This window comes from Roseateles sp. P1_C1_2 (assembly GCF_056406535.1).
In genome coordinates, this window is record NZ_JBFUAB010000026.1 from 53,971 (window position 1) to 72,769 (window position 18,799).

Genomic DNA, 18,799 nt, shown 5'->3' on the forward strand with positions numbered 1-18,799 from the left:
CGCGTCACAGAGCCAGCGACCCGACACCACACAGTCGCCAACATCGCATCACGGTGATGCGGTTGAGCTTGAAGGAGCCCCAATCATGACGATGTTCAACCTGAAGTCCCTGGCCGCGGCAGCGACGGCCTCCCTGGCCCTGCTGGCCTCAGCGGCCCATGCCGACGACGCCTACGTCGGCGCCAGCATTGGCGCGCCGCACTTCGGCCATGACGTCAACGGCGTCAGCGGCGACGACCATGGCGTGGCCGGCAAGGTCTACGGCGGCTACCAGTTCACGCCCAACTTCGCGTTGGAGGCGGGCCTGGCCACATTGGGCCGCCTCAAGGGCGACACCGGCAGTGTCAGCGCCCATGGCGAATTCCTCGACCTCGTCGGCCGCCTGCCGCTGGGGCATGAGGTCTCGCTGCTGGGCAGCGTCGGCGCCGACCATGTCCACTTCTCGTCGCCGACCGGCGGCGACGGCGGCGCCGGGCTCAAGCTCGGCCTGGGCGCCGAGTACGCAATCAACACGCAAACGACGCTGCGCGCCGAATACGAGCACTACCGCGCCAACGCCTTCGACGAGCGGCCCAGCGTGGGCCAGTTGACCGTCGGCCTGCGGCTGGGCTTCTGAACCGACCGGCCCACGCCCGTCCATCCATCGCGCCGAGCCGGCTCGGCAACCGGAGGCCCCATGCATATTGCTGAACCCAGGCGGGCAACGCGCGACCCGCGTCACGGGAGCATCTCGTGAACACGCCGCCGCAAGCCGGGCCGCACGGCCACGGCGAGGCCACACCGCAGGCCGACGCCGTGCTGCTGATTCATGTCACCGACCCACCGGTCGCCACGGGTGTGGCGGCCTGGTGGCGGCAGCTACGAGCCCACTACCTGCACGCCGCAGCGCCCGGCCAGCCGCCGACGCTGGAATTGCGCGTGCAGGACCGGCAGGGGCGCTGCGTTGGCCACCTCAACACCGGTGCTGCCGTCAACCGCCTGGTGCTGCCGGGCGGGCCCTACCTGGTCACGGCACGGCAGGGCAACGCAAGGCGCGGGTACTACCYCAGCTTGGCGCCGGGGCGCGAGTCCCGGCTGTTCGTGGACCTGAGCGCCGTTGAGAGCAGCGCAACGCCAGGCGGCGGGCCGCTCGATGACATCTGACTTCCTGCCTGGCACGGGCTGCAATCTTGCGGTCCCGGATCGTCTTCAACATGTCTGCACAGGCGAGGCGCTGCGATCCCGCAGCCGCCCCGGAGCCTGTCAAGTCACGACCACAAGGAGTCATCATGACGCTCGTACGCTTCTCCCCACCGTCCAGCGCGCTGCTGGCCATCGGCCTGTTTCTCGGCGCGGCCGGCGCCCAGGCTGCACCGGGGTACACGGTCGATGCTCGCCAGGAGACGCTGGTCAGCGTCGGCATGAGCCAGGCCGACGTCCGGCAACTGCTGGGCCGGCCGCAGACCGACATCTCCTACCGCAATCAACCGGGTTCGGTCTACACCTACCGCGTGGCCGGCATTGAACCGACGGTGTTCGAGATCGACTTCGACACCGATGGCAAGGTGGCTTCCGCCACCGAAGTGCCAGGAGACTCCGGCCACGGCCACCGTTGAAGGCGCGACGCCACCCCTCAGGCCGGCAGCAGGCCTCTATCCTTCAACATGGGCTCGACCACCGGATCGCGGCCGCGGAAGGCACGGAAGGCCTCGCCCGGCTCGCGGCTGTTGCCGGCCGAGTAGATGCATTCGCGCAGACGTGCGGCCACCACCGTGTCGAAGACGTTGCCGGCCTCGACGAAGGCATCGAAGGCATCGCAGTCCAGCACCTCGGCCCACAGGTAGACGTAGTAGCCCGCCGCATAGCCGGCACTGCTGAACAGATGCTGGAAGTGGGTCAACCGGTGGTTGAGGCCGACCTCGGCAGGCAGCTGCCACTGCGCCAGTGTGTCGCGCTCGAAGGCGACGACGTCGCTGGGTGGCTGCGGGGCCGAATGTGCCGCCATGTCGACGATGGCGCTGGCCGTGTAGCGCAGCGTCTCGTAGCCCTGGCCGAACTGGCGCGCCGCCTGCAGCTTGGCGAGCAGCGCGTCGGGCAGGGGTTCATCGGTCTGCCAGTGGCGGGCAAAGGTCTTGAGCACCTGCGGCTCGGCCATCCAGTGCTCGTAGAGCTGGGAGGGCAGTTCGACGAAGTCGCGCAGCACCTGGGTGCCGGCCAGGCGCTCATGCTCGACGCTGGACAGCAGGCCGTGGAGGCCATGGCCGAACTCGTGAAAGAGCGTGCGCACGTCGTCGAAGCTCAGCAGCGTCGGCTCGCCGGCGGCACCGCGCGCAAAGTTGTTGTTGTTCAGGATGACGGGTGTCGCACCCAGCGCACGGCTCTGGTTGCGCATCGCATTCATCCAGGCGCCGCTGCGCTTGGTCGGCCGCGCGAAGTTGTCCTGCAGGAACAAACCCCGCACGGAACCGTCGGCATCGAAGACCTCGTAGGCGCGCACGTCGGCGTGGTAGCCGGCGAGGTCGGGCCTGGCCTTGAACTGCAGACCGAACAGGCGGCTGGCGCAGTCGAACATCGCGGCCACCATGCGGTCCAGCGAGAAATAGGGCTTGACCTCGGCTTCGTCGAGCTCGAAACGGACGCGCTTGGCCTGCTCGGCATAGAAGCGCCAGTCCCAGGCCTGCAGTTCGTGGCTGGCGCCGGCGGCCGCCATGGCGCCCTGCACGGCTTCGCGTTCGCGGGCCTGGGCGGCCAGCGCCGGGTGCCAGACGCGCTCCAGCAGGCCCATGACAGCTGCCTGGTTGCGCGCCATGGTGTCTTCCAGCGCGTAGTCGGCATAGCAGGCATGGCCATGCAGCTTGGCCTGTTCAGCACGCAGCGCCAGGATCTCGGCGCAGATCTCGCGGTTGTCGGTCTCCCCCGTGTCATCGCCACGGCCGACCCAGGCGCGCCAGGCCTGCTCGCGCAGGTCACGCCGCGCACTGAAGCTCAGGAAAGGCACGATCAGCGACCGCGACAGCGTGATGACGTGGACGCCCTCTTCCAGGCCGCGGTCAATCGCCGCCTGGCGCGCGGCGGCGCGCACGAAGCCGGGCAGGCCGGCGAGTTCGGCTTCGGTCGTCAGCCGCAGCTGGTAGCCGTTCTCGGCGGCCAGCACGTTCTGCGCAAAGCGCGTGTTCAGCTCCGCCAGGCGGGCCATGACGGCGGCGTAGCGCGTGCGCGCTTCAGGCGCGAGGCGGGCACCGGCGCGCAGGAAGTCCAGGTGCACGCGCTCCAGCAGGCGGCGCTGCTCGGGCGTGAGGCCGAGCTGCTCGCGCTGCTCGAACAAGGCATCCATGCGCGCGAACAGGCCCTGGTGCATGTAGACGGCGCTGCCGTGCTCGGCCAGCGGCGCGGCCAGGGCGCGCTGCACGGCCTGCAGTTCCGGCGAAGTGGCCGAGGCGGCCAGCGTGTAGAAGAGATGTTCGAGGCGGGTCAGCTGGCGGCCGCTGGCATCGAAGGCAGCCACGGTGTTGGCGAAGGCTGGCGCATCGGCCTGGGCGGCGATGGCGTCGACTTCGGCGCGATGGGCGGCGAGCGCGATGTCGAAGGCGGGCTGGAAATGCGCGGGGGCGATATCGGCGAAGGGGGGCAGACCGTGTGGGCCGGCCCAGTCCTGCAGCAGCGGGTTGGTGCTCATGCGGAGTCCTCGGAAAACAAAAAGGGCCGCTCCCTGCTGGGGAGGCGGCCCGTGCGGCTGGCGTCAGCGGCCGGTGCGGATCACTTGCCCGCGGCGGCCTTTTCCTTGCGGATGGCCTTTTCGTCGTTCTCGTCGTAGGCCTTGTTCTGGCACTCGGCCTTCCACTTGTCGTTGGCGTCGAAGTGCTTCTCGGTGCGGTCTTCGATGGCCTTGAACTGGGCGTCCAGCGCGTCGACCTTGTCGGAGAAGGCCTTGCGCTTGGCGCCCTGTTCGGCGTCGGCGGCCTTCAGCGCTTCGATCATGGGGCCGAAGGCGGTTGCACGGGCCTGGTAGGCCTCGTTGCGGGCCTTGAGCTCGGCCTTCTCGAGCTTGGGGGCCTCGGCGGTCAGCGCCTCATGGGCCTTCAGGATGCCTTCGCGCTCGGCCTTGACCTCGGCCACCTGCTTGCCCAGCGTGGCCTCGCCGGCCTCGATGCTGGCCTTCTCGGCCTTGAGCTTCTCGGCGTTGGCCTTGTAGGCGGCCTGGTCAGCCTTGATGGCTTCGGACTCCTTGCTGTTGGCCTCCTGCTGGTCGATGCAGGCGCGCAACTCGTCGCGCGACATCAGCTTGGCCTTGGGCTTCTCGACAACCGGGTTGCTGACCTTGTTGTTCTTCGGGTCGACCTTGGCCTTGGTGTTGTTCGTGATCTGTGCCTGGGCGGAGACGGCGATGACCAGGACCAGCGGAAGAAGAATGCGTTTCATGAAGAGGGCGCAACCGGGTTGCGAAGGTTCAAAGCGGGAGGCGGAATGATGCCACGAGGCTTCGCCGCGATAATCGCCGGCTGCCCTTAGTTCCATTGGTTACCACCTACGCATGGCGCTCAAAGCCACCATCCACAAAGCCCAGCTCCAGATCGCCGACATGGACCGCCATGTCTACGGCGACCATGCCCTCACGATCGCCCGCCACCCCAGCGAGACCGATGAACGCATGATGATCCGCGTGCTGGCCTACGCGCTGAACGTCGCGGCCGACGACCTCAACGGCCGGCTCGAGTTCACCAAGGGGCTGTCCGACGTGGACGAGCCCGACCTCTGGCAGCTCGACCTGACGGGTGAGGTGCAGCACTGGATCGACCTCGGCCAGCCAGACGAGCGCCGGCTCATGAAGGCGCATGGCCGCGCCCGCCGCGTCAGCGTCTACAGCTTCGCATCCAGCACGCCGGTGTGGTGGAGCGGCATCGAGAACAAGCTGACCCGCGCGCCGCGCCTGGCGGTCTGGCAGATCCCGGCCGAACAGTCCCAGGCCCTGATCGCTCTGGCCGAGCGCAGCATGCAGCTGCAGATCAGCATCCAGGACGGCAGCATCTATGTGTCGACCGCCAACGCCTCGGTGGAGATCCACCCCATCGCCTTGAAGGTGGCCGGCGAATGACACCGCAGCACGAGCCTGAAGCCCAGCGCTTCACGCTGCCAACCACGCCTGTCAGCGTGCTCGATTATCAGCTGGGCAGCGGCCACGTCACCTTCACCCATACCGGCGTGCCGCCGGCCTACCGCGGCCAGGGCCTGGCAGCCCAGCTCGTCGAGGCCGGCCTGCAATGGGCTGCAGGCCAGGGCCTGAAGGTCGTGCCCGCCTGCAGCTACGCCCAGCTCTACATCCAGCGCCACCCCGAGTGGCAGAACCACATCGCCTGAAGAGAACCCTATGTCCACGATCCTGCAATCCGTTCCCGTCGGCCAGAAGGTCGGCATCGCCTTCTCCGGTGGCCTCGACACCTCCGCCGCCCTGCACTGGATGAAGCTCAAGGGCGCCCTGCCCTATGCCTACACGGCCAACCTGGGCCAGCCCGACGAGCCGGACTACGACGAGATCCCGCGCAAGGCCATGCTGTACGGTGCCGAGAAGGCCGTCCTGGTGGACTGCCGCGCCCAGCTCGTGGCTGAAGGCATCGCCGCCCTGCAGGCCGGCGCCTTCCACATCAGCACCGCCGGCGTCACCTACTTCAACACCACGCCCATCGGCCGCGCCGTGACCGGCACCATGCTGGTGGCCGCCATGCAGGCCGACGGCGTCAACATCTGGGGCGACGGCAGCACCTTCAAGGGCAACGACATCGAGCGCTTCTACCGCTATGGCCTGCTGACCAACCCGTCGCTGAAGATCTACAAGCCCTGGCTGGACCAGACCTTCATCGATGAACTGGGCGGCCGCGCGGAGATGTCGGCCTTCATGACGGAGAAGGGCTTCGCCTACAAGATGAGCGCGGAGAAGGCCTATTCGACCGACTCCAACATGCTGGGCGCCACGCACGAGGCCAAGGACCTCGAGCATCTGAACAGCGGCATCAAGATCGTCAACCCCATCATGGGCGTGGCGTTCTGGCGTGACGACGTCGTCGTGAAGGCCGAGCAGGTGTCGGTGCGCTTCGAGGAAGGCATGCCCGTCGCGCTGAACGGCGTCGAGTACCGCGACCCGGTGGCCCTGCTGGCCGAAGCCAACATCATCGGCGGCCGCCACGGCCTGGGCATGAGCGACCAGATCGAGAACCGCATCATCGAGGCCAAGAGCCGCGGCATCTACGAGGCCCCGGGCCTGGCCCTGCTGCACATCGCCTACGAGCGCCTCGTCACCGGCATCCACAACGAGGACACCATCGAGCAGTACCGCGACAACGGCCGCAAGCTGGGCCGCCTGCTCTACCAGGGCCGCTGGTTCGACCCGCAGGCCATCATGCTGCGCGAAGCCGCCCAGCGCTGGATCGCCCGCGCCGTCACCGGCGAAGTGGCCATCGAACTGCGCCGCGGCAACGACTACTCGCTGCTGGACACCAAGAGCCCCAACCTGACCTATGCGCCGGAGCGACTCAGCATGGAAAAGGTCGAGGACGCGCCCTTCAGCCCCGCCGACCGCATCGGCCAGCTGACCATGCGCAACCTCGACATCACCGACACGCGCGCCAAGCTGGGCATCTACACCGGCACCGGCCTGCTGGCTGGCGGCGGCCTGCCCAGGCTGGAGTAATTTCCCGGCCCACACTGGCGGGGCCGCGGCGAATACTGTATAAATCTACAGTATTCGCTTTGAGGAGCCCACCATGTACAGCCAGTACCGTCAGAACTACGTCCCCGGCCGTCCCCTGCCCCTGTGGCTGCAGAAGCTGCTGAGCTGGCTGTAGGCGGCTTCAGAAGGCATCAAAAGGAGTCAGCCACGCGCAGGAAGCTCGCAAAGCGCGGCTTGCCACCAGTCGTCAGGTCACGATAGCGGTAGGTGACGGTGGCGCCGATCGGCGGCGGGTCGCGGCGCTGGGCCTCGCTGAAGCCGGTTCCCAGCTTGAAGCGAACACCCTCGGGCGTCTGCACTTCCAGGGCACCCAACTGGCCGGTGAGGTGGCCTTTGCCGGGCTCATGGCCGACGACCACCGCCTCGGCGTCGGCCACCGGTTTCAGCTTCAACAGCAGGTCGCTGCGACCCGAGGCCAAGGGCGCGTCGGCGCGATGCAGCATCAACCCTTCGCCGCCGGCATCGACCACCTGCTTGAGCCGGGCCCGCAGTTCCGCGTTGGAGTTGAGCCGCTGCTGGGGCACCGGCATGACGACGCCGCCGGCCATGGTCGCGAGCCTTGCGGCGCGGCGTTCGAAATCCCCCTCGCCCGCCGGCAGCTCGAAGACGCGGTAGCTGAGAAGCCGCCACTCCGCGGCCACCGGCTCCGCACGCCGCACCGTGGCCGACAGCGCATCGAAGCTGCGTCGCCCCATCCACAGTTCGCCATCGAGCGGCTGTGCGGGCAGCTCGGCCAGGAACCAGGCGGGCGCGGCAATGGGGCGGCCGCTGCGGAACTTCAGCAACTTGCCATCCCACAGCGCGCGCACGCCGTCGAGCTTCTCGCTGACGAGATAGGGTCGCGGGTCGATGCCGGCCGGCGCGTTCTTCGCCAGCAGCGGCTCCAAGGCCAGCGCCGGCAGGCTCAAGCTTCCGAGCCAGGCCAGCCACACGCGCCGGCTCAAGGTCATCCCATCCATGGCCATCCTCCGTTGCAACCGGAAGCAGCATGATCGATCCGACCGACAGCCCGCGGGCGGCAGGATTCACCTCTATAGGACCACCGGCTCCGGCTCCAGCCGGATGCCAAAGCGCCCGTAGACGCTTTCCTGGATGGCCCGCGCCAGCGTCACGACCTCCGCGCCGCGCGCGTCCGCCTTGTTGACCAGCACCAGGGCCTGTTTCTCGTAGACCGCCGCTCCGCCCACCGTCTTCCCCTTCCAGCCGCAGGCGTCGATCATCCACCCGGCGGCCAGCTTCACGCTTCCATCAGGCATGGGATAGTGAACGATGCCGGGGTCGCGGCCGATGATGTCGCGGCACTGCTCGGCCGTGACGACCGGGTTCTTGAAGAAGCTGCCGGCGTTGCCGATGACGGCCGGGTCGGGCAGCTTGGCGCGGCGCACGGCGCAGATCCAGTCGTAGATCTGGCGCGCATCCGGCGCGGTGATGCCGGTCTCGGCCATCTTGCGTTCCAGTTCCAGATAGCCCAGCACCGGCTGCCAGGGCTTGGGCAGGCGAAAGCGCACCCGGGTGATGACGCTTTTTCCTGCCAAGCCGCCAAAGTCGCTGTGCTTGAAGACGCTGTCGCGGTAGCCGAAGCGGCAGACCTCGGCCGGCAGCAGGGCCGGCCGGCCGGTGATGAGGTCCATCACCTCGACGGCCTCCAGCCTGTCCTTGACCTCGATGCCGTAGGCGCCGATGTTCTGCACCGGCGCGGCGCCGACCGTGCCGGGGATCAGCGCCATGTTCTCCAGGCCCGGATAGCCGTGATCCAGCGTCCAGGTGACCAGCTCATGCCAGACCACGCCGGCGCCGGCCTCGACGATCCAGGCGTCGTCGCGCTCTTCCAACAGCCGGATGCCGGTAATTTCCACCTTCAGCACGACGGCCTCGACATCCCGGGTCAGCACCAGGTTGCTGCCGCCGCCCAGCACGAACTTCGGTGCGAGGCCCAGATCCGGGTGGTCGACCACCCGGCGCACATCGGCCGCCTCGCGAATGCGCACGAGCCGCCGGGCCACTGCCGGCAGGCCAAAAGTGTTGTAGGGCTTGAGGTTGACGTCGGTCTCGACCTGCAGGCCGGGGGCTTCATTCGAGGGGGGCAAAGCGCTGTGGGGGGTGGCGGGCATGGGAAAATTTTCGCCGATTCATCTACCGGCCCTGCAAATGCCCAGCTTCGACACCGTTCTCGAGCCCGATCACGTCAAGATCCGCAATGGCGTRGACAACGCCATCAAGGAAATCGGCACCCGTTTCGACTTCAAGGGGACGGGCGCCAAGGTCGAGCTCAAGGACAAGGAAATCCACGCCACCGGTGACAGCGAGTTCCAGCTGGAGCAGATCGAGGTCGTGTTGTACGGCAAGCTGACCAAACAGGACGTCGTCATCAGCTTCCTCGACAAGGCCGAGAAGATCGAGAAGCTCGGCGGCGACAAGGTGCGCCAGGTCTACAAGATCAAGGAAGGCATCGAAGCCACCCTCGCCAAGAAGATCGTGGCCTCGCTGAAGGAGAGCAAGCTCAAGGTCCAGGCCAGCATCCAGGGCGATGCCGTCCGCGTCACCGGCAAGAACCGCGACGATCTGCAGACCGGCATCGCCCACCTGAAGAAGAACTTCAGCGACACGCCGCTCACGTACAACAATTTCCGCGACTGAGCATGCACCGCTTCGTGGGGCTGCTGCTGCCCCTGCCCTTGCTACTGGTCTTTCTGCTGGTCTCGCTGCTGGTCTCGCACCAGGCCCTGGCCCAGCCCTTGCCGCTGCCGCCCGCCCAGGTGCAGCTCAACGGCATGCTGGGCTCGCGCGCGGCCCTGCTGGTCATCGATGGCCAGCCGCGCACCGTCGAGGTCGGCGCCAGCGTCCAGGGCGTGCGCCTGATCGCCATCGAGGACGGCCGCGCCGTCGTCGAATATGGCGGCCGGCGCCAGGCGCTCACGCTGGGCGCAGCGCCGGGGCGCGTGGTCTCCCAAGGTGCTCCTGCGCCGCGCCAGATCATGCTGCCCGCGGGCCCCGGCGGCCACTTCACGACGATGGGCATGATCAACGRCCAGGTCACGAGCTTTCTCGTTGACACGGGATCGACCTCGGTGGCCATCGGCCAGGTCGAGGCCGAAAAGCTGGGCCTGCGCTATATGTACGGCAAGCGCATCGTCACGCAGACGGCCAATGGTGTCGTGCCCGCCTACCAGATCCAGCTGGCCAGCGTGCGCATCGGCTCGATCGAGGTCCGCGACGTGGATGCGATCGTCATCCCCGGCCTGATGAACCATGTGTTGCTCGGCAACAGCTTCCTGAATCGCTTCCAGATGCGGCGCGAGAACGACGTCATGACTTTGGAGTTGCGCTACTGAGAGGCGCGGGCAGGCTTCTGCAAGAATCCGGCGCCCCTCTCTTCGCCGGCCTGCCTCGATGACCCCTACACGCGCCCTGTTGCCCGCTTCGCTTCCCGGTCTGCTGGCCCTCCTGCTGATCGCCAGCGCACCTGGCGCTTTCGCCCAGGATGCCGCCAAGGCCTCGCGCTTCTACGAAGACGCGTTGCAGCGCTACGAGAAGCGCGACATCCCGGGCGCCATCGTGCAGCTGAAGAACGCGCTGCAGGCCGACAAGAGCCAGCTCCCCGTCCACGTGCTGCTCGGCAAGGCGCTGCAGGCCGACAGCCAGCCCGCGGCGGCCGAATTCGAGTTGGGGGAAGCCATCCGCCTGGGCGTCAACCGCGCCGAGGTCGCCGTCGCCCTGGCCATGGCGATGAACTCCCAGGGCAAGCAAACGCAGATGCTGGAAGACCCGCGCCTGCAGCCTGCCGGCCTGCCGCCCGGCATCCAGCAGCAACTGATGCTGGAGCGCGCGCTGGCCCAGTCCGACATGGGCGACACCAAGGCCGCCCTGGCCAGCGTGCTGGACGCGCGCGCGCTGAACACCAGCGACGTGAACAGCTGGATTGCTGAGATTCCACTGCGCGTGCGCAGCCGCCAGTTCGGTGAAGCCCATGCCGCGGCCGACCAGGCCCTCAAGCTGGCCCCCGACAACGCCGAGGCGCTCTACCAGAAGGCTTCTATCCACCATGCCGCCGGCCAGGTTTCGCTGGCGCTGGCCGGCTACGAGCGCGCCATCAAGGCCGAGCCCAAGCATGCCGAATCCCATCTCGCGCGCGCCGGGCTGCTGGTCGACCTGAACCGTGATGCCGATGCGCTGGCCGAGGTCAACGAGCTGCAGGTCCTCAAGCCCAATGACCCGCGCGGTTCCTACCTTCGGGCGGTGCTCGCCGAGCGCGCCAATGACCCGGCCACCTCGCGGGCCGCGCTGAAGAAGGTCACGGACCTGCTCGACCCGGTTCCCATCGAGTACATCCGCTACCGCACCCAGCTGCTGATGCTCAACGGCCTGGCCCACTACAGCCTGGGTGAGCTGGAAAAGGCCAAGCCCTTCCTCGAACTGGCTTCACGCCAGCAGCCCGGCAGCCCGCTGGTCAAGCTGCTGGCTCAGGTTGCGCTGAAGGAACCCAACGTCAACCGCGCCATCGAATTGCTGGAGGCCTACGTCAAGGCGCGCCCCGGCGATGGCCAGGCACTGCTGATGCTGGCCTCGGCCCATATGAACCAAGGCCGGCATTCGCGCGCGGTTGCGCTGATGCAGGACGCCCTGAAGGCCAAGGACTCGCCGGAGTACCGCACGGCCCTGGGCCTGTCGTTGCTGCAGAGTGGCAAGTCCACGCCCGCCGCCGAGGAGCTCGCCAAGGCCTACAAGGCCGATCCCAAGCAGACCTATGCCGGCCTGGCGCTGATCACCCTGTATCTGCGCGAAGACCAGCCGGCCAAGGCGCTGGCGGTGGCCGAGGGCCTGGCCCGCGCCAACCCGAACAACGCGACCGTGCTGATGGTCCAGGCCTATGCCAAGGCCCAGTCCGGCGACTATCCGGGTGGCCGGGCGGGCTACGAGAAGGCGCTCAAGCTGGATCCCAAGCTGATGGAGGCCCGGCTCGGCCTCGTCCGCATCGACACGGTGACCGGCAACTTCGATGCAGCCAACAAGCGGCTGCGCGAAGTGCTGAAGAACGACGAGCGCAACACCAATGTGCTGTTCGAACTGGCCCTGCTGCACGAACGCTGGGGCAAGGACGAGGAGTCGCTGAAATGGCTGGAAAGCGCGGCCGAGGCCAGCAGCGCCCGAGAAACGCGCGCCAACTTCGCACTCGTGGCCTGGCATCTGCACAAGGGCCAGCCAGCCCGCGCCGTCGAGGCAGCCAAGGCCCTGCTGGCCAAACTGCCCGAAGACGTCGAGGCACTGCAGGCCTATGCCGGCGCCCAGGCGGCCAATGGGGACACGGCGGGCGCGAAGACGACGCTGACGAATGCGGCGCGCCGTGCGGCCTTCGATGCGCCTCGCCTGCTGGAGGTCGCTCGTCAGCAGATCAGCATCAAGGACTTCAGCGGCGCCTCCTACAGCCTGGACAAGGCATTGAGCGGCAACCCCGACTTCGTCCCGGCCCAGGCCATGCTGGCCAGTGTCGACCTCGCCCGCGGCGACGCCGCCAAGTCGGAGCAGCGCGCCCGCCAGGTCGTTCAAGCCGCGCCGAAATCGGCCATCGGCTACAACCTGCTCGCCGAGGTCGCGACCTACCGCGGCCAGGCCACGGCCGCCATCGATGCCTTGCGCAAGGCGCATGACATCGAGAAGTCCCAGGCCAGCCTGGCCCGGTTGATGCGCGCGGTGGGCGGCCAGAACGGTCCGAAGGCCGCCATCGAACTCGGGGAGAGCTGGCTCAGGAAAAACCCCAGCGACCTGGCCGTGCGCAACGCCGTGGCCGAGCAGCACCTGCGCCTGCGCGACTTCGCCGCCGCCCGCAAGCAGTACGACGCCATCCTCAAGCAACGTCCCAACCACGCCGAGACCTTGAACAACCTCGCCAATGTGCTGATGGAGTCCAAGGACCCCGGCGCCCTGGACATGGCCGAGCGCGCCTACAAGGTCGACAACCGCAATCCCAAGCTGATGGATACCGCGGGTTGGGCCAACCATCTCGCGGGTAAACCAGAACGCGCCCTGCAGTTGCTGCGCGAGGCGCGCCTGCGTGCTCCCGATGTTCCGGATGTCCGTTATCACCTGGCGGTCGTCCTTGCCCAGGCGGGCCGCAAGGGAGAAGCCCGGGAGGAGCTTGGCGCCGCCTTGAAGGGAAATGCGAACTTCGCCGCAGCAGACGACGCCAGAAAGCTGCTGGCCACCCTCAATTGAGGGGTCAAAACTCACCGCTTCGCTGTCGGTTGTTCTTACAATTTTTATCAAGCCGGTCAAAACGCAATATCAAGTCCTTGAACGGTAAAGAGATTTCAGTGCTGGCATTGAGTTTGCTTTTACCAAATCAGATTTGACCGCCGCTGGCGACAACAAAGGAAAAAACCGATGAAAGCCCTTTCCATCCGCATGACCGCTCTGACGGCGCTCATCGCAGGCCTGGCCTGGAGTGGTGCTGCTCAGGCCTACTGGAACCTTGACCCCAACAACAACGCCACCGTCGCCACGAGCACGACGTTCGGCGAAAGCGGCAACGCTGCCTACACGGTCAAGATGTCGGGCTTCTATGTCGACAACACGCTGAACGGCTCCAACAAGCTGGCCGGCAACTGGACGGCGGGCACGCTGACCAACTTCGCAGGCAACGGCGAAGGCATGTACTCCGGCTCCGACAACGGCTCGCCCTATCACGCGCTGGACAACAACCAGAACACCGAAGGCGTGCTGCTGACCTTCAGCGCCACCACCGTGCTGTCCAGCATCGGCCTGGGTTTCACCGACAGCACCACCGCGAACGCGGAAGTGGCCTGCAAGAACAACTCCACCAGCGTCATCACCTACGCCGCCGGCACTTGCGGCGCCAACACGACGTCGCAGGGCAAGACGGTCGACGTCTCGCTGTTCCGCTGGACGGGCGGCGCCGCCCCGACGCTGGGCGGCACGGCTGCCGGCTCGATGGCAGGCTGGGAACTCGTCGGCAACTACGGCGACTTCATCAAGGACACGAACGACCCCTACAACGCCGTGAACGCGCAGGGCAAGACGTCCAGCTGGTGGCTGATCACGGCCTACAACAGCGGCTTCACGCAAAGCGCACAGACCGACAACCGCGGCTCGCTGACCAACGGCGACGACTTCTTCAAGCTCTACGCCGCCGCCGGCAGCAAGTGCCTGCAGGCCGTCAACGCCAACGGCGTTTGCGGTGGTTCCAACCAGAACGTCCCCGAGCCGGCTTCGCTGGCCCTGACGGGTGTCGCGCTGGCAGGTGTCTTCGGCCTGCGCCGCCGCCAGGCCAAGCTCGCCGCCTGACCCGAGTCATCTCGACTGAAAGCCGCCTCCGGGCGGCTTTCTGCTTTCTGGAAGCCAACTCGCTGTTCTGTCCCTGGCCGGACAGCCAGGATGCGAACGACCGTGCTAAAACGCGCGGATTCTCATCACGACAACACAGCGACGGGGACAGACCAATGGACCTCAATTTCACCGATGCGGAGCTGGCCTTCCGCACCGAGGTGCGCGACTGGGTGCACGCCAACCTGCCGGCCGATATCGCCCACAAGGTGCGCAACGCGCTGCGCCTGAACAAGGACGACCTGCAGCGCTGGGCCAAGATCCTCGGCGCCAAGGGCTGGCATGGCTGGGCCTGGCCCAAGCAGTTCGGTGGCCCGGGCTGGAATGCCGTGCAGCGTCATCTGTTCGAGGAGGAATGCGCCCTCGCCTGCGCACCGCGCATCGTGCCCTTCGGCCCGGTGATGGTGGCGCCGGTCATCATGGCCTTCGGCACGCCGGAGCAGCAGCAGCGCTTCCTGCCCGGCATCATGAGCGGCGAGGTCTGGTGGAGCCAGGGCTACAGCGAACCGGGCTCGGGCTCGGACCTGGCCTCGTTGAAGTGCCGCGCCGAGCGGCAGGGCGACAAATACATCGTCAACGGCCAGAAGACCTGGACGACGCTGGGCCAATATGGCGACTGGATCTTCTGCCTGGTGCGCACGTCTTCTGAGGGCAAGCCGCAGACCGGCATTTCATTCCTGCTCATCGACATGAAGACGCCTGGCGTCAGCGTCAAGCCCATCATCATGCTCGACGGCGAGCACGAGGTGAACGAGGTCTGGTTCGACAACGTCGAGGTGCCGGCCGAGAACCTGATCGGCGAAGAGAACAAGGGCTGGACCTATGCCAAGCACCTGCTCTCGCACGAGCGCACCAACATCGCCGACGTGAACCGCGCCAAGCGCGAACTGGAGCGCCTCAAGCGCATCGCCAAGGCCGAAGGGCTGATGGACGACACGCGCTTTCGCGACCAGATCGCGCTGTGCGAGGTCGACGTCGTGGCACTGGAGATGATGGTGCTGCGCGTGCTGTCGGGTGAGCGCACCGGCAAGCAGCCGCTGGACGTCGCGGGCCTGCTGAAGATCCGCGGCAGCGAGCTGCAGCAGCGCTACACCGAACTGATGATGCTGGCCGGCGGCCCGCTCGCCCTGCCCTATGTCCACGAGGCCATGGAAGCCGGCTGGCAGGGCGACCAGTGGCTGGGTGGTGCCTGGATAGGTGGCGCCGACCATGCCATCCCGCTGACCGGCAACTACCTCAACGTCCGCAAGACGACGATCTACGGCGGCTCCAACGAAGTGCAACGCAATATCGTCGCGCAGACCGTGCTCGGCTGAGGGAGACAAGACATGGATTTCGATTTCTCTGAAGACCAGCAAGCCCTGCGCGATGCCGTGCGCCGCTTCGTCGACAAGGATTACGCCTTCGAGCGCCGCGTCCAGATCGAGCGCGCCGGTGGCTTCGATCGCGCCGCCTGGGACGGCCTGGCCGGCCTCGGCCTGACCGCGCTGGCCGTGCCCGAGGCCCATGGCGGCCTGGGTTTCGGTGCCGTCGAGGCGATGGTGGTCATGGAAGAGCTGGGCCGCGGCCTCGTCATGGAGCCGGTGGCCCAGGGTGCGCTGATCGCGCCGGCGCTGCTCAGCCATGCGCCGGACGCGCTGCAGGCCGCCTGGCTGCCGCGCATTGCCGGTGGCGAGGCCCTCGTCGTGCTGGCCCACCAGGAGGCCAAGTCGCGCTACCGCCTGAGCCAGGTCGCGACGCGCGCCGTCGACGGCAAGCTGACGGGCGTGAAGAGCCTGGTGCCGGCCGGCGATGTGGCCGACGCCTTCATCGTGCCGGCCCGCGTGGACGGCACCGACGGCATCGCCCTCTACCTGGTGGAGCGCTCGGCGGCCGGCGTACACACGCGGCCCTATTCGATCTACGACGGCTCACGCGCTGCCGAAGTGCATCTGGACAACACCCCCGGCGAACTCATCGTCGGCCCCGAGCAGGGCCTGGCGCTGCTGGAGCTGGCGGCAGACATCGGCATTGCCGCCCAGGCGGCCGAGGCCGTCGGCGTCATGGAGAAGTACCTGGCGCTGACCGTCGAGTACCTCAACACCCGCAAGCAGTTCGGCGTCGTGATCAGCAGCTTCCAGGCGCTGCGCCACCGTGCGGCCGATGTGAAGATGCAGCTGGAACTGGCCCGCTCGATGAGCTACTACGCGACGCTGCGCTTGGGCGACGCACCGGCCGTGCGCCGCCGCGCGGCATCGCAGGCCAAGGTGCAACTCGGCAACTCGATGCGCTTCGTCGGCCAGCAATGCACGCAGATGCACGGCGGCATCGGCGTCACCGACGAGTATGTCGGCAGCCACTACTTCAAGCGCCTGACGGTCATGGAGATGCAATGGGGCGACACCCTGCATCACCTCGGTGAAGTCAGCGCCCGGATGCAGGACACTGCGGGGGTGTTTGCCTGACCCTGGAGGTCGCCGATGAAGATCCCTGCCATCCTGTTGTTCGCCGGCCTGCTGGCTGGCGCCGCCCACGCCCAGCAGATGAAGCCCGGGCTGTGGGAGTTCAAACAGACGCCCCAGCTCGACCCGGCGCGCCAGGCCCAGATGGCCCAGGCCCAGAAGGCCATGGAGAGCATGCCGCCCGAGCAGCGCCAGATGATCGAGAAGATGATGGCCCAGAAGGGCGTCAACGTCAGCATGTCTGGCGGTGGGATCACCATCAAGACCTGCGTCACCAAGGAGCAGGCGGAGCGCAACATGGCGCCGGTGAATCACCAAGGCAACTGCACGCAGGAGATCAAGCGCAGCGGCAGCACCATCCAGACGCATTTCGTCTGCACCGACCCAGCGTCGGAAGGCGACGCGACGGTCACGCTGCGCGGCAACGAGGGCTTCACCAACGACGTCACCATCCGCCATCAACGCCAGGGCAAGACCGAGACCACCAAGGTCAGCGGCGAAGGCCGCTGGCTGGGCGCCGACTGTGGCGACGTGAAGCCCATGCCCTCCCCCCAGGCCAAGTGAAGCAGAAGCTTTCGCAGATCCTGTTCAGCCAGGGTTTTGGTACACGCCGTCTGTGCGCCGGCCTGGTGTGGCATGGTGAAGTCAGCGTCAACGGCGAGGTCGTCGAGGAACCCGATACCGAGTTCGAGACCGAAGGGCTGCGCTTCACCGTCAACGGGCAGGAGTGGCCCGTCTTCGACAAGGCCCTGGTCCTGCTGAACAAGCCCGCCGGCTATGAGTGCTCGCAGAAGCCCAAGCATCACCCCAGTGTGCTGAGCCTGCTGCCCGCGCCACTGCGCGAGCGCGGCGTGCAGCCCATCGGCCGGCTGGACGAGGACACGACGGGCCTGCTGCTGCTGACCGACGATGGCACGCTGATCCACAAGCTGACCTCGCCCAAGCACCATGTGCCCAAGGTCTATGAGGCGCGCTGCAAGCATCCGCTGACGGCGGCCATGGTCGAGCAGCTGCTGGCCGGCGTGGAGTTGAAAGAGCCCGAAAGCAAGGTGCCTGGCAAGTTCCAGCGCCCTCCCGAGATCAGCAAGGCCGAAGGCGCCGAGATCGTCGACGAGACGCTGCTGCGGCTGACCTTGGTGGAAGGCAAATACCACCAGGTCAAACGCATGGTCGCCGCGGTGGGCAATCGCGTCGAGGCGCTGCACCGGCCGCAGTTCGGCGCGCTGACGCTGTCAGCCGACCTCAAGCCGGGTGAATGGCGCTGGATCGGCAGCCCGGACGAGGTCTGGGGACAATAGGGCCGATGCGAGTTTTCAGAGGTTTCCACCACCCCGGCATCGCCCCCGCCTGCGCGCTCACCATCGGCAACTTCGATGGCGTGCACCGCGGCCACCAGGCCATGCTGGCCCTGCTGCAGTCCGAGGCCCGCCACCGCGGTCTGCCGACCTGCGTGATGACCTTCGAGCCGCATCCACGCGACTTCTTCGCCGCCAAGGCTGGCAAGCCCGAACTCGCCCCTGCGCGCATCGCCAATCTGCGCGACAAGCTGGTTGAACTCGAGCGCTGTGGCGTCGACCAGGTCGTCATCCTGCGCTTCGACGAGGCCCTGGCCTCGCTGCCGGCCCAGGACTTCATCCGCCAGGTGCTGGTCGATGGCCTGGGCGCCCGCTATGTGCTGGTCGGCGACGACTTCCGCTTCGGCGCCAAGCGCCAGGGCGACTACGCGACGCTGGATGCCGCCGGCCAGGCGCGCGGCTTCGACGTCGCCCGCATGATGAGCTACGAGGTGCACGGCCTGCGCGTCAGCAGCTCGGCCGTGCGCGAGGCGCTTGCGGCGGGCGACATGGCCGCCGCCGCCTCGCTGCTGGGCCGGCCCTATGCCATCTCGGGTCATGTCACCCATGGCCGCAAACTGGGTCGCCAGCTCGGCGAGAGCGCCCCCGGCGCCGCCGATGGCTTTCGCACGCTGAACCTGCGCTTCGACCACGACAAGCCGGCTGCCCAGGGCATCTTCGCCGTCCTCGTCCACGGCCTGGCGCCCGAGCCCCTGCCGGGCGTCGCCAGCCTGGGCCGGCGGCCCACCGTGGAGGATGCGGGGCGCGTGCTGCTCGAGGTCCACTGCCTGGAATGGCCCCTGGGTGCAGAGGGGGGCTACGGTAAACTCGCCCGCGTGGAACTGCTGCACAAACTTCGCGACGAAGCCAGGTACGACGGGCTGGACGCGCTCACGGCCGCGATTGCCGCCGACACCGAGGCAGCTCGCGCCTTCCTGGCCACCCACGCCGCACAGCGACGCCAGACCACGCGCGACCGAATTTGA

General features: G+C 67.4%; 19 protein-coding genes. 15 read left to right on the forward strand and 4 right to left on the reverse strand.

All coding sequences use genetic code 11. The features are described from left to right. Positions 1-85 precede the first annotated feature (85 nt). The 3 genes from AC1D2H_RS23825 to bamE all read left to right on the forward strand — a co-directional run bounded on the left by AC1D2H_RS23825 (position 86) and on the right by bamE (position 1,595). Entirely contained in the window at positions 86-616 is a 531-nt protein-coding gene (locus tag AC1D2H_RS23825) for an outer membrane beta-barrel protein (protein WP_478012663.1), read from the forward strand. A gap of 116 nt (positions 617-732) precedes the next feature. Next, a complete protein-coding gene (locus AC1D2H_RS23830; protein ID WP_478012664.1) occupies positions 733-1,143 on the forward strand; it encodes a hypothetical protein in 411 nt (136 codons plus the stop codon). Positions 1,144-1,268: 125 nt separating this feature from the next. Beyond that, entirely contained in the window at positions 1,269-1,595 is a 327-nt protein-coding gene (gene bamE, locus AC1D2H_RS23835; RefSeq protein WP_478012665.1) for an outer membrane protein assembly factor BamE domain-containing protein, read from the forward strand. A 17-nt stretch (positions 1,596-1,612) separates the two neighbouring features. Here the strand turns inward: bamE and AC1D2H_RS23840 are convergent, their stop codons facing one another. Together AC1D2H_RS23840 and AC1D2H_RS23845 are read right to left on the reverse strand one after the other, a co-directional pair. After that, positions 1,613-3,655 carry a M3 family metallopeptidase gene (locus AC1D2H_RS23840; RefSeq protein ID WP_478012666.1) on the reverse strand — a complete coding sequence of 681 codons (2,043 nt, stop codon included), beginning with the start codon at positions 3,653-3,655 and terminating at the stop codon, positions 1,613-1,615. An 80-nt stretch (positions 3,656-3,735) separates the two neighbouring features. Beyond that, positions 3,736-4,398, reverse strand: coding sequence for a hypothetical protein (locus AC1D2H_RS23845; protein ID WP_477929861.1), 663 nt, complete (start codon positions 4,396-4,398; stop codon positions 3,736-3,738). Between the two features lie 112 nt (positions 4,399-4,510). Here AC1D2H_RS23845 and AC1D2H_RS23850 point away from each other — a divergent pair, with 112 nt between their 5' ends. From AC1D2H_RS23850 to argG, 3 genes are read left to right on the forward strand one after another with little or no spacing between them, the layout of a single operon-like run. Beyond that, the gene (locus AC1D2H_RS23850; RefSeq protein WP_477929863.1) at positions 4,511-5,071 is read left to right on the forward strand and encodes a YaeQ family protein; all 561 of its coding nucleotides are present in this window, start codon (positions 4,511-4,513) and stop codon (positions 5,069-5,071) included. After that, on the forward strand, positions 5,068-5,334 hold the full coding sequence (locus AC1D2H_RS23855) for a GNAT family N-acetyltransferase (RefSeq protein ID WP_477929865.1): 267 nt from the start codon (positions 5,068-5,070) through the stop codon (positions 5,332-5,334). Before AC1D2H_RS23850 ends, AC1D2H_RS23855 begins: the two co-directional genes overlap by 4 nt. A gap of 10 nt (positions 5,335-5,344) precedes the next feature. Next, a complete protein-coding gene (gene argG / locus AC1D2H_RS23860) occupies positions 5,345-6,661 on the forward strand; it encodes an argininosuccinate synthase (protein ID WP_478012667.1) in 1,317 nt (438 codons plus the stop codon). A gap of 170 nt (positions 6,662-6,831) precedes the next feature. On the opposite strand, the gene AC1D2H_RS23865 is transcribed toward argG, so the two are convergent. Together AC1D2H_RS23865 and murB are read right to left on the reverse strand one after the other, a co-directional pair. Further along, on the reverse strand, positions 6,832-7,659 hold the full coding sequence (locus AC1D2H_RS23865; RefSeq protein ID WP_478012668.1) for a DNA ligase: 828 nt from the start codon (positions 7,657-7,659) through the stop codon (positions 6,832-6,834). A 72-nt stretch (positions 7,660-7,731) separates the two neighbouring features. After that, positions 7,732-8,811 (reverse strand): UDP-N-acetylmuramate dehydrogenase, encoded by a 1,080-nt coding sequence (murB, locus tag AC1D2H_RS23870; RefSeq protein ID WP_477929871.1) that lies wholly within the window; start codon positions 8,809-8,811, stop codon positions 7,732-7,734. A 37-nt stretch (positions 8,812-8,848) separates the two neighbouring features. On the opposite strand from murB, the gene AC1D2H_RS23875 reads away from it, so the two are divergent. From AC1D2H_RS23875 to AC1D2H_RS23915, 9 genes are all read left to right on the forward strand, one after another. Continuing rightward, positions 8,849-9,337: a YajQ family cyclic di-GMP-binding protein gene (locus AC1D2H_RS23875; protein WP_477929873.1), complete on the forward strand. Its 489-nt coding sequence runs from the start codon at positions 8,849-8,851 to the stop codon at positions 9,335-9,337. A 2-nt stretch (positions 9,338-9,339) separates the two neighbouring features. Continuing rightward, the gene (locus AC1D2H_RS23880) at positions 9,340-10,032 is read left to right on the forward strand and encodes a retropepsin-like aspartic protease family protein (RefSeq protein ID WP_478012669.1); all 693 of its coding nucleotides are present in this window, start codon (positions 9,340-9,342) and stop codon (positions 10,030-10,032) included. 58 nt (positions 10,033-10,090) lie between these two features. After that, the gene (gene prsT / locus AC1D2H_RS23885) at positions 10,091-12,910 is read left to right on the forward strand and encodes an XrtA/PEP-CTERM system TPR-repeat protein PrsT (protein WP_478012670.1); all 2,820 of its coding nucleotides are present in this window, start codon (positions 10,091-10,093) and stop codon (positions 12,908-12,910) included. A gap of 168 nt (positions 12,911-13,078) precedes the next feature. Then, complete coding sequence (locus AC1D2H_RS23890; protein WP_478012671.1) at positions 13,079-13,999, forward strand: PEP-CTERM sorting domain-containing protein; 921 nt, start codon at positions 13,079-13,081, stop codon at positions 13,997-13,999. A 155-nt stretch (positions 14,000-14,154) separates the two neighbouring features. Beyond that, positions 14,155-15,354: an acyl-CoA dehydrogenase family protein gene (locus AC1D2H_RS23895; protein ID WP_478012672.1), complete on the forward strand. Its 1,200-nt coding sequence runs from the start codon at positions 14,155-14,157 to the stop codon at positions 15,352-15,354. A 12-nt stretch (positions 15,355-15,366) separates the two neighbouring features. Then, positions 15,367-16,482 (forward strand): acyl-CoA dehydrogenase family protein, encoded by a 1,116-nt coding sequence (locus AC1D2H_RS23900; protein ID WP_478012673.1) that lies wholly within the window; start codon positions 15,367-15,369, stop codon positions 16,480-16,482. A 15-nt stretch (positions 16,483-16,497) separates the two neighbouring features. Then, on the forward strand, positions 16,498-17,043 hold the full coding sequence (locus AC1D2H_RS23905) for a DUF3617 domain-containing protein (RefSeq protein WP_477929885.1): 546 nt from the start codon (positions 16,498-16,500) through the stop codon (positions 17,041-17,043). After that, a complete protein-coding gene (locus AC1D2H_RS23910) occupies positions 17,040-17,777 on the forward strand; it encodes a pseudouridine synthase (RefSeq protein ID WP_477929887.1) in 738 nt (245 codons plus the stop codon). The genes AC1D2H_RS23905 and AC1D2H_RS23910 overlap by 4 nt, the downstream gene beginning before the upstream one ends. A 5-nt stretch (positions 17,778-17,782) precedes the next feature. Continuing rightward, a complete protein-coding gene (locus AC1D2H_RS23915) occupies positions 17,783-18,799 on the forward strand; it encodes a bifunctional riboflavin kinase/FAD synthetase (protein ID WP_477929889.1) in 1,017 nt (338 codons plus the stop codon).

Coding starts and splice junctions, on each gene's coding strand:
- AC1D2H_RS23825 (WP_478012663.1), top strand. CDS start 86: ATGACGATGTTCAACCTGAAGTCCCTGGCCGCGGCAGCGACGGCCTCC.
- bamE (WP_478012665.1), top strand. CDS start 1,269: ATGACGCTCGTACGCTTCTCCCCACCGTCCAGCGCGCTGCTGGCCATC.
- AC1D2H_RS23840 (WP_478012666.1), bottom strand. CDS start 3,655: ATGAGCACCAACCCGCTGCTGCAGGACTGGGCCGGCCCACACGGTCTG.
- AC1D2H_RS23845 (WP_477929861.1), bottom strand. CDS start 4,398: ATGAAACGCATTCTTCTTCCGCTGGTCCTGGTCATCGCCGTCTCCGCC.
- AC1D2H_RS23850 (WP_477929863.1), top strand. CDS start 4,511: ATGGCGCTCAAAGCCACCATCCACAAAGCCCAGCTCCAGATCGCCGAC.
- AC1D2H_RS23855 (WP_477929865.1), top strand. CDS start 5,068: ATGACACCGCAGCACGAGCCTGAAGCCCAGCGCTTCACGCTGCCAACC.
- argG (WP_478012667.1), top strand. CDS start 5,345: ATGTCCACGATCCTGCAATCCGTTCCCGTCGGCCAGAAGGTCGGCATC.
- AC1D2H_RS23865 (WP_478012668.1), bottom strand. CDS start 7,659: ATGGATGGGATGACCTTGAGCCGGCGCGTGTGGCTGGCCTGGCTCGGA.
- murB (WP_477929871.1), bottom strand. CDS start 8,811: ATGCCCGCCACCCCCCACAGCGCTTTGCCCCCCTCGAATGAAGCCCCC.
- prsT (WP_478012670.1), top strand. CDS start 10,091: ATGACCCCTACACGCGCCCTGTTGCCCGCTTCGCTTCCCGGTCTGCTG.
- AC1D2H_RS23890 (WP_478012671.1), top strand. CDS start 13,079: ATGAAAGCCCTTTCCATCCGCATGACCGCTCTGACGGCGCTCATCGCA.
- AC1D2H_RS23895 (WP_478012672.1), top strand. CDS start 14,155: ATGGACCTCAATTTCACCGATGCGGAGCTGGCCTTCCGCACCGAGGTG.
- AC1D2H_RS23900 (WP_478012673.1), top strand. CDS start 15,367: ATGGATTTCGATTTCTCTGAAGACCAGCAAGCCCTGCGCGATGCCGTG.
- AC1D2H_RS23905 (WP_477929885.1), top strand. CDS start 16,498: ATGAAGATCCCTGCCATCCTGTTGTTCGCCGGCCTGCTGGCTGGCGCC.
- AC1D2H_RS23915 (WP_477929889.1), top strand. CDS start 17,783: ATGCGAGTTTTCAGAGGTTTCCACCACCCCGGCATCGCCCCCGCCTGC.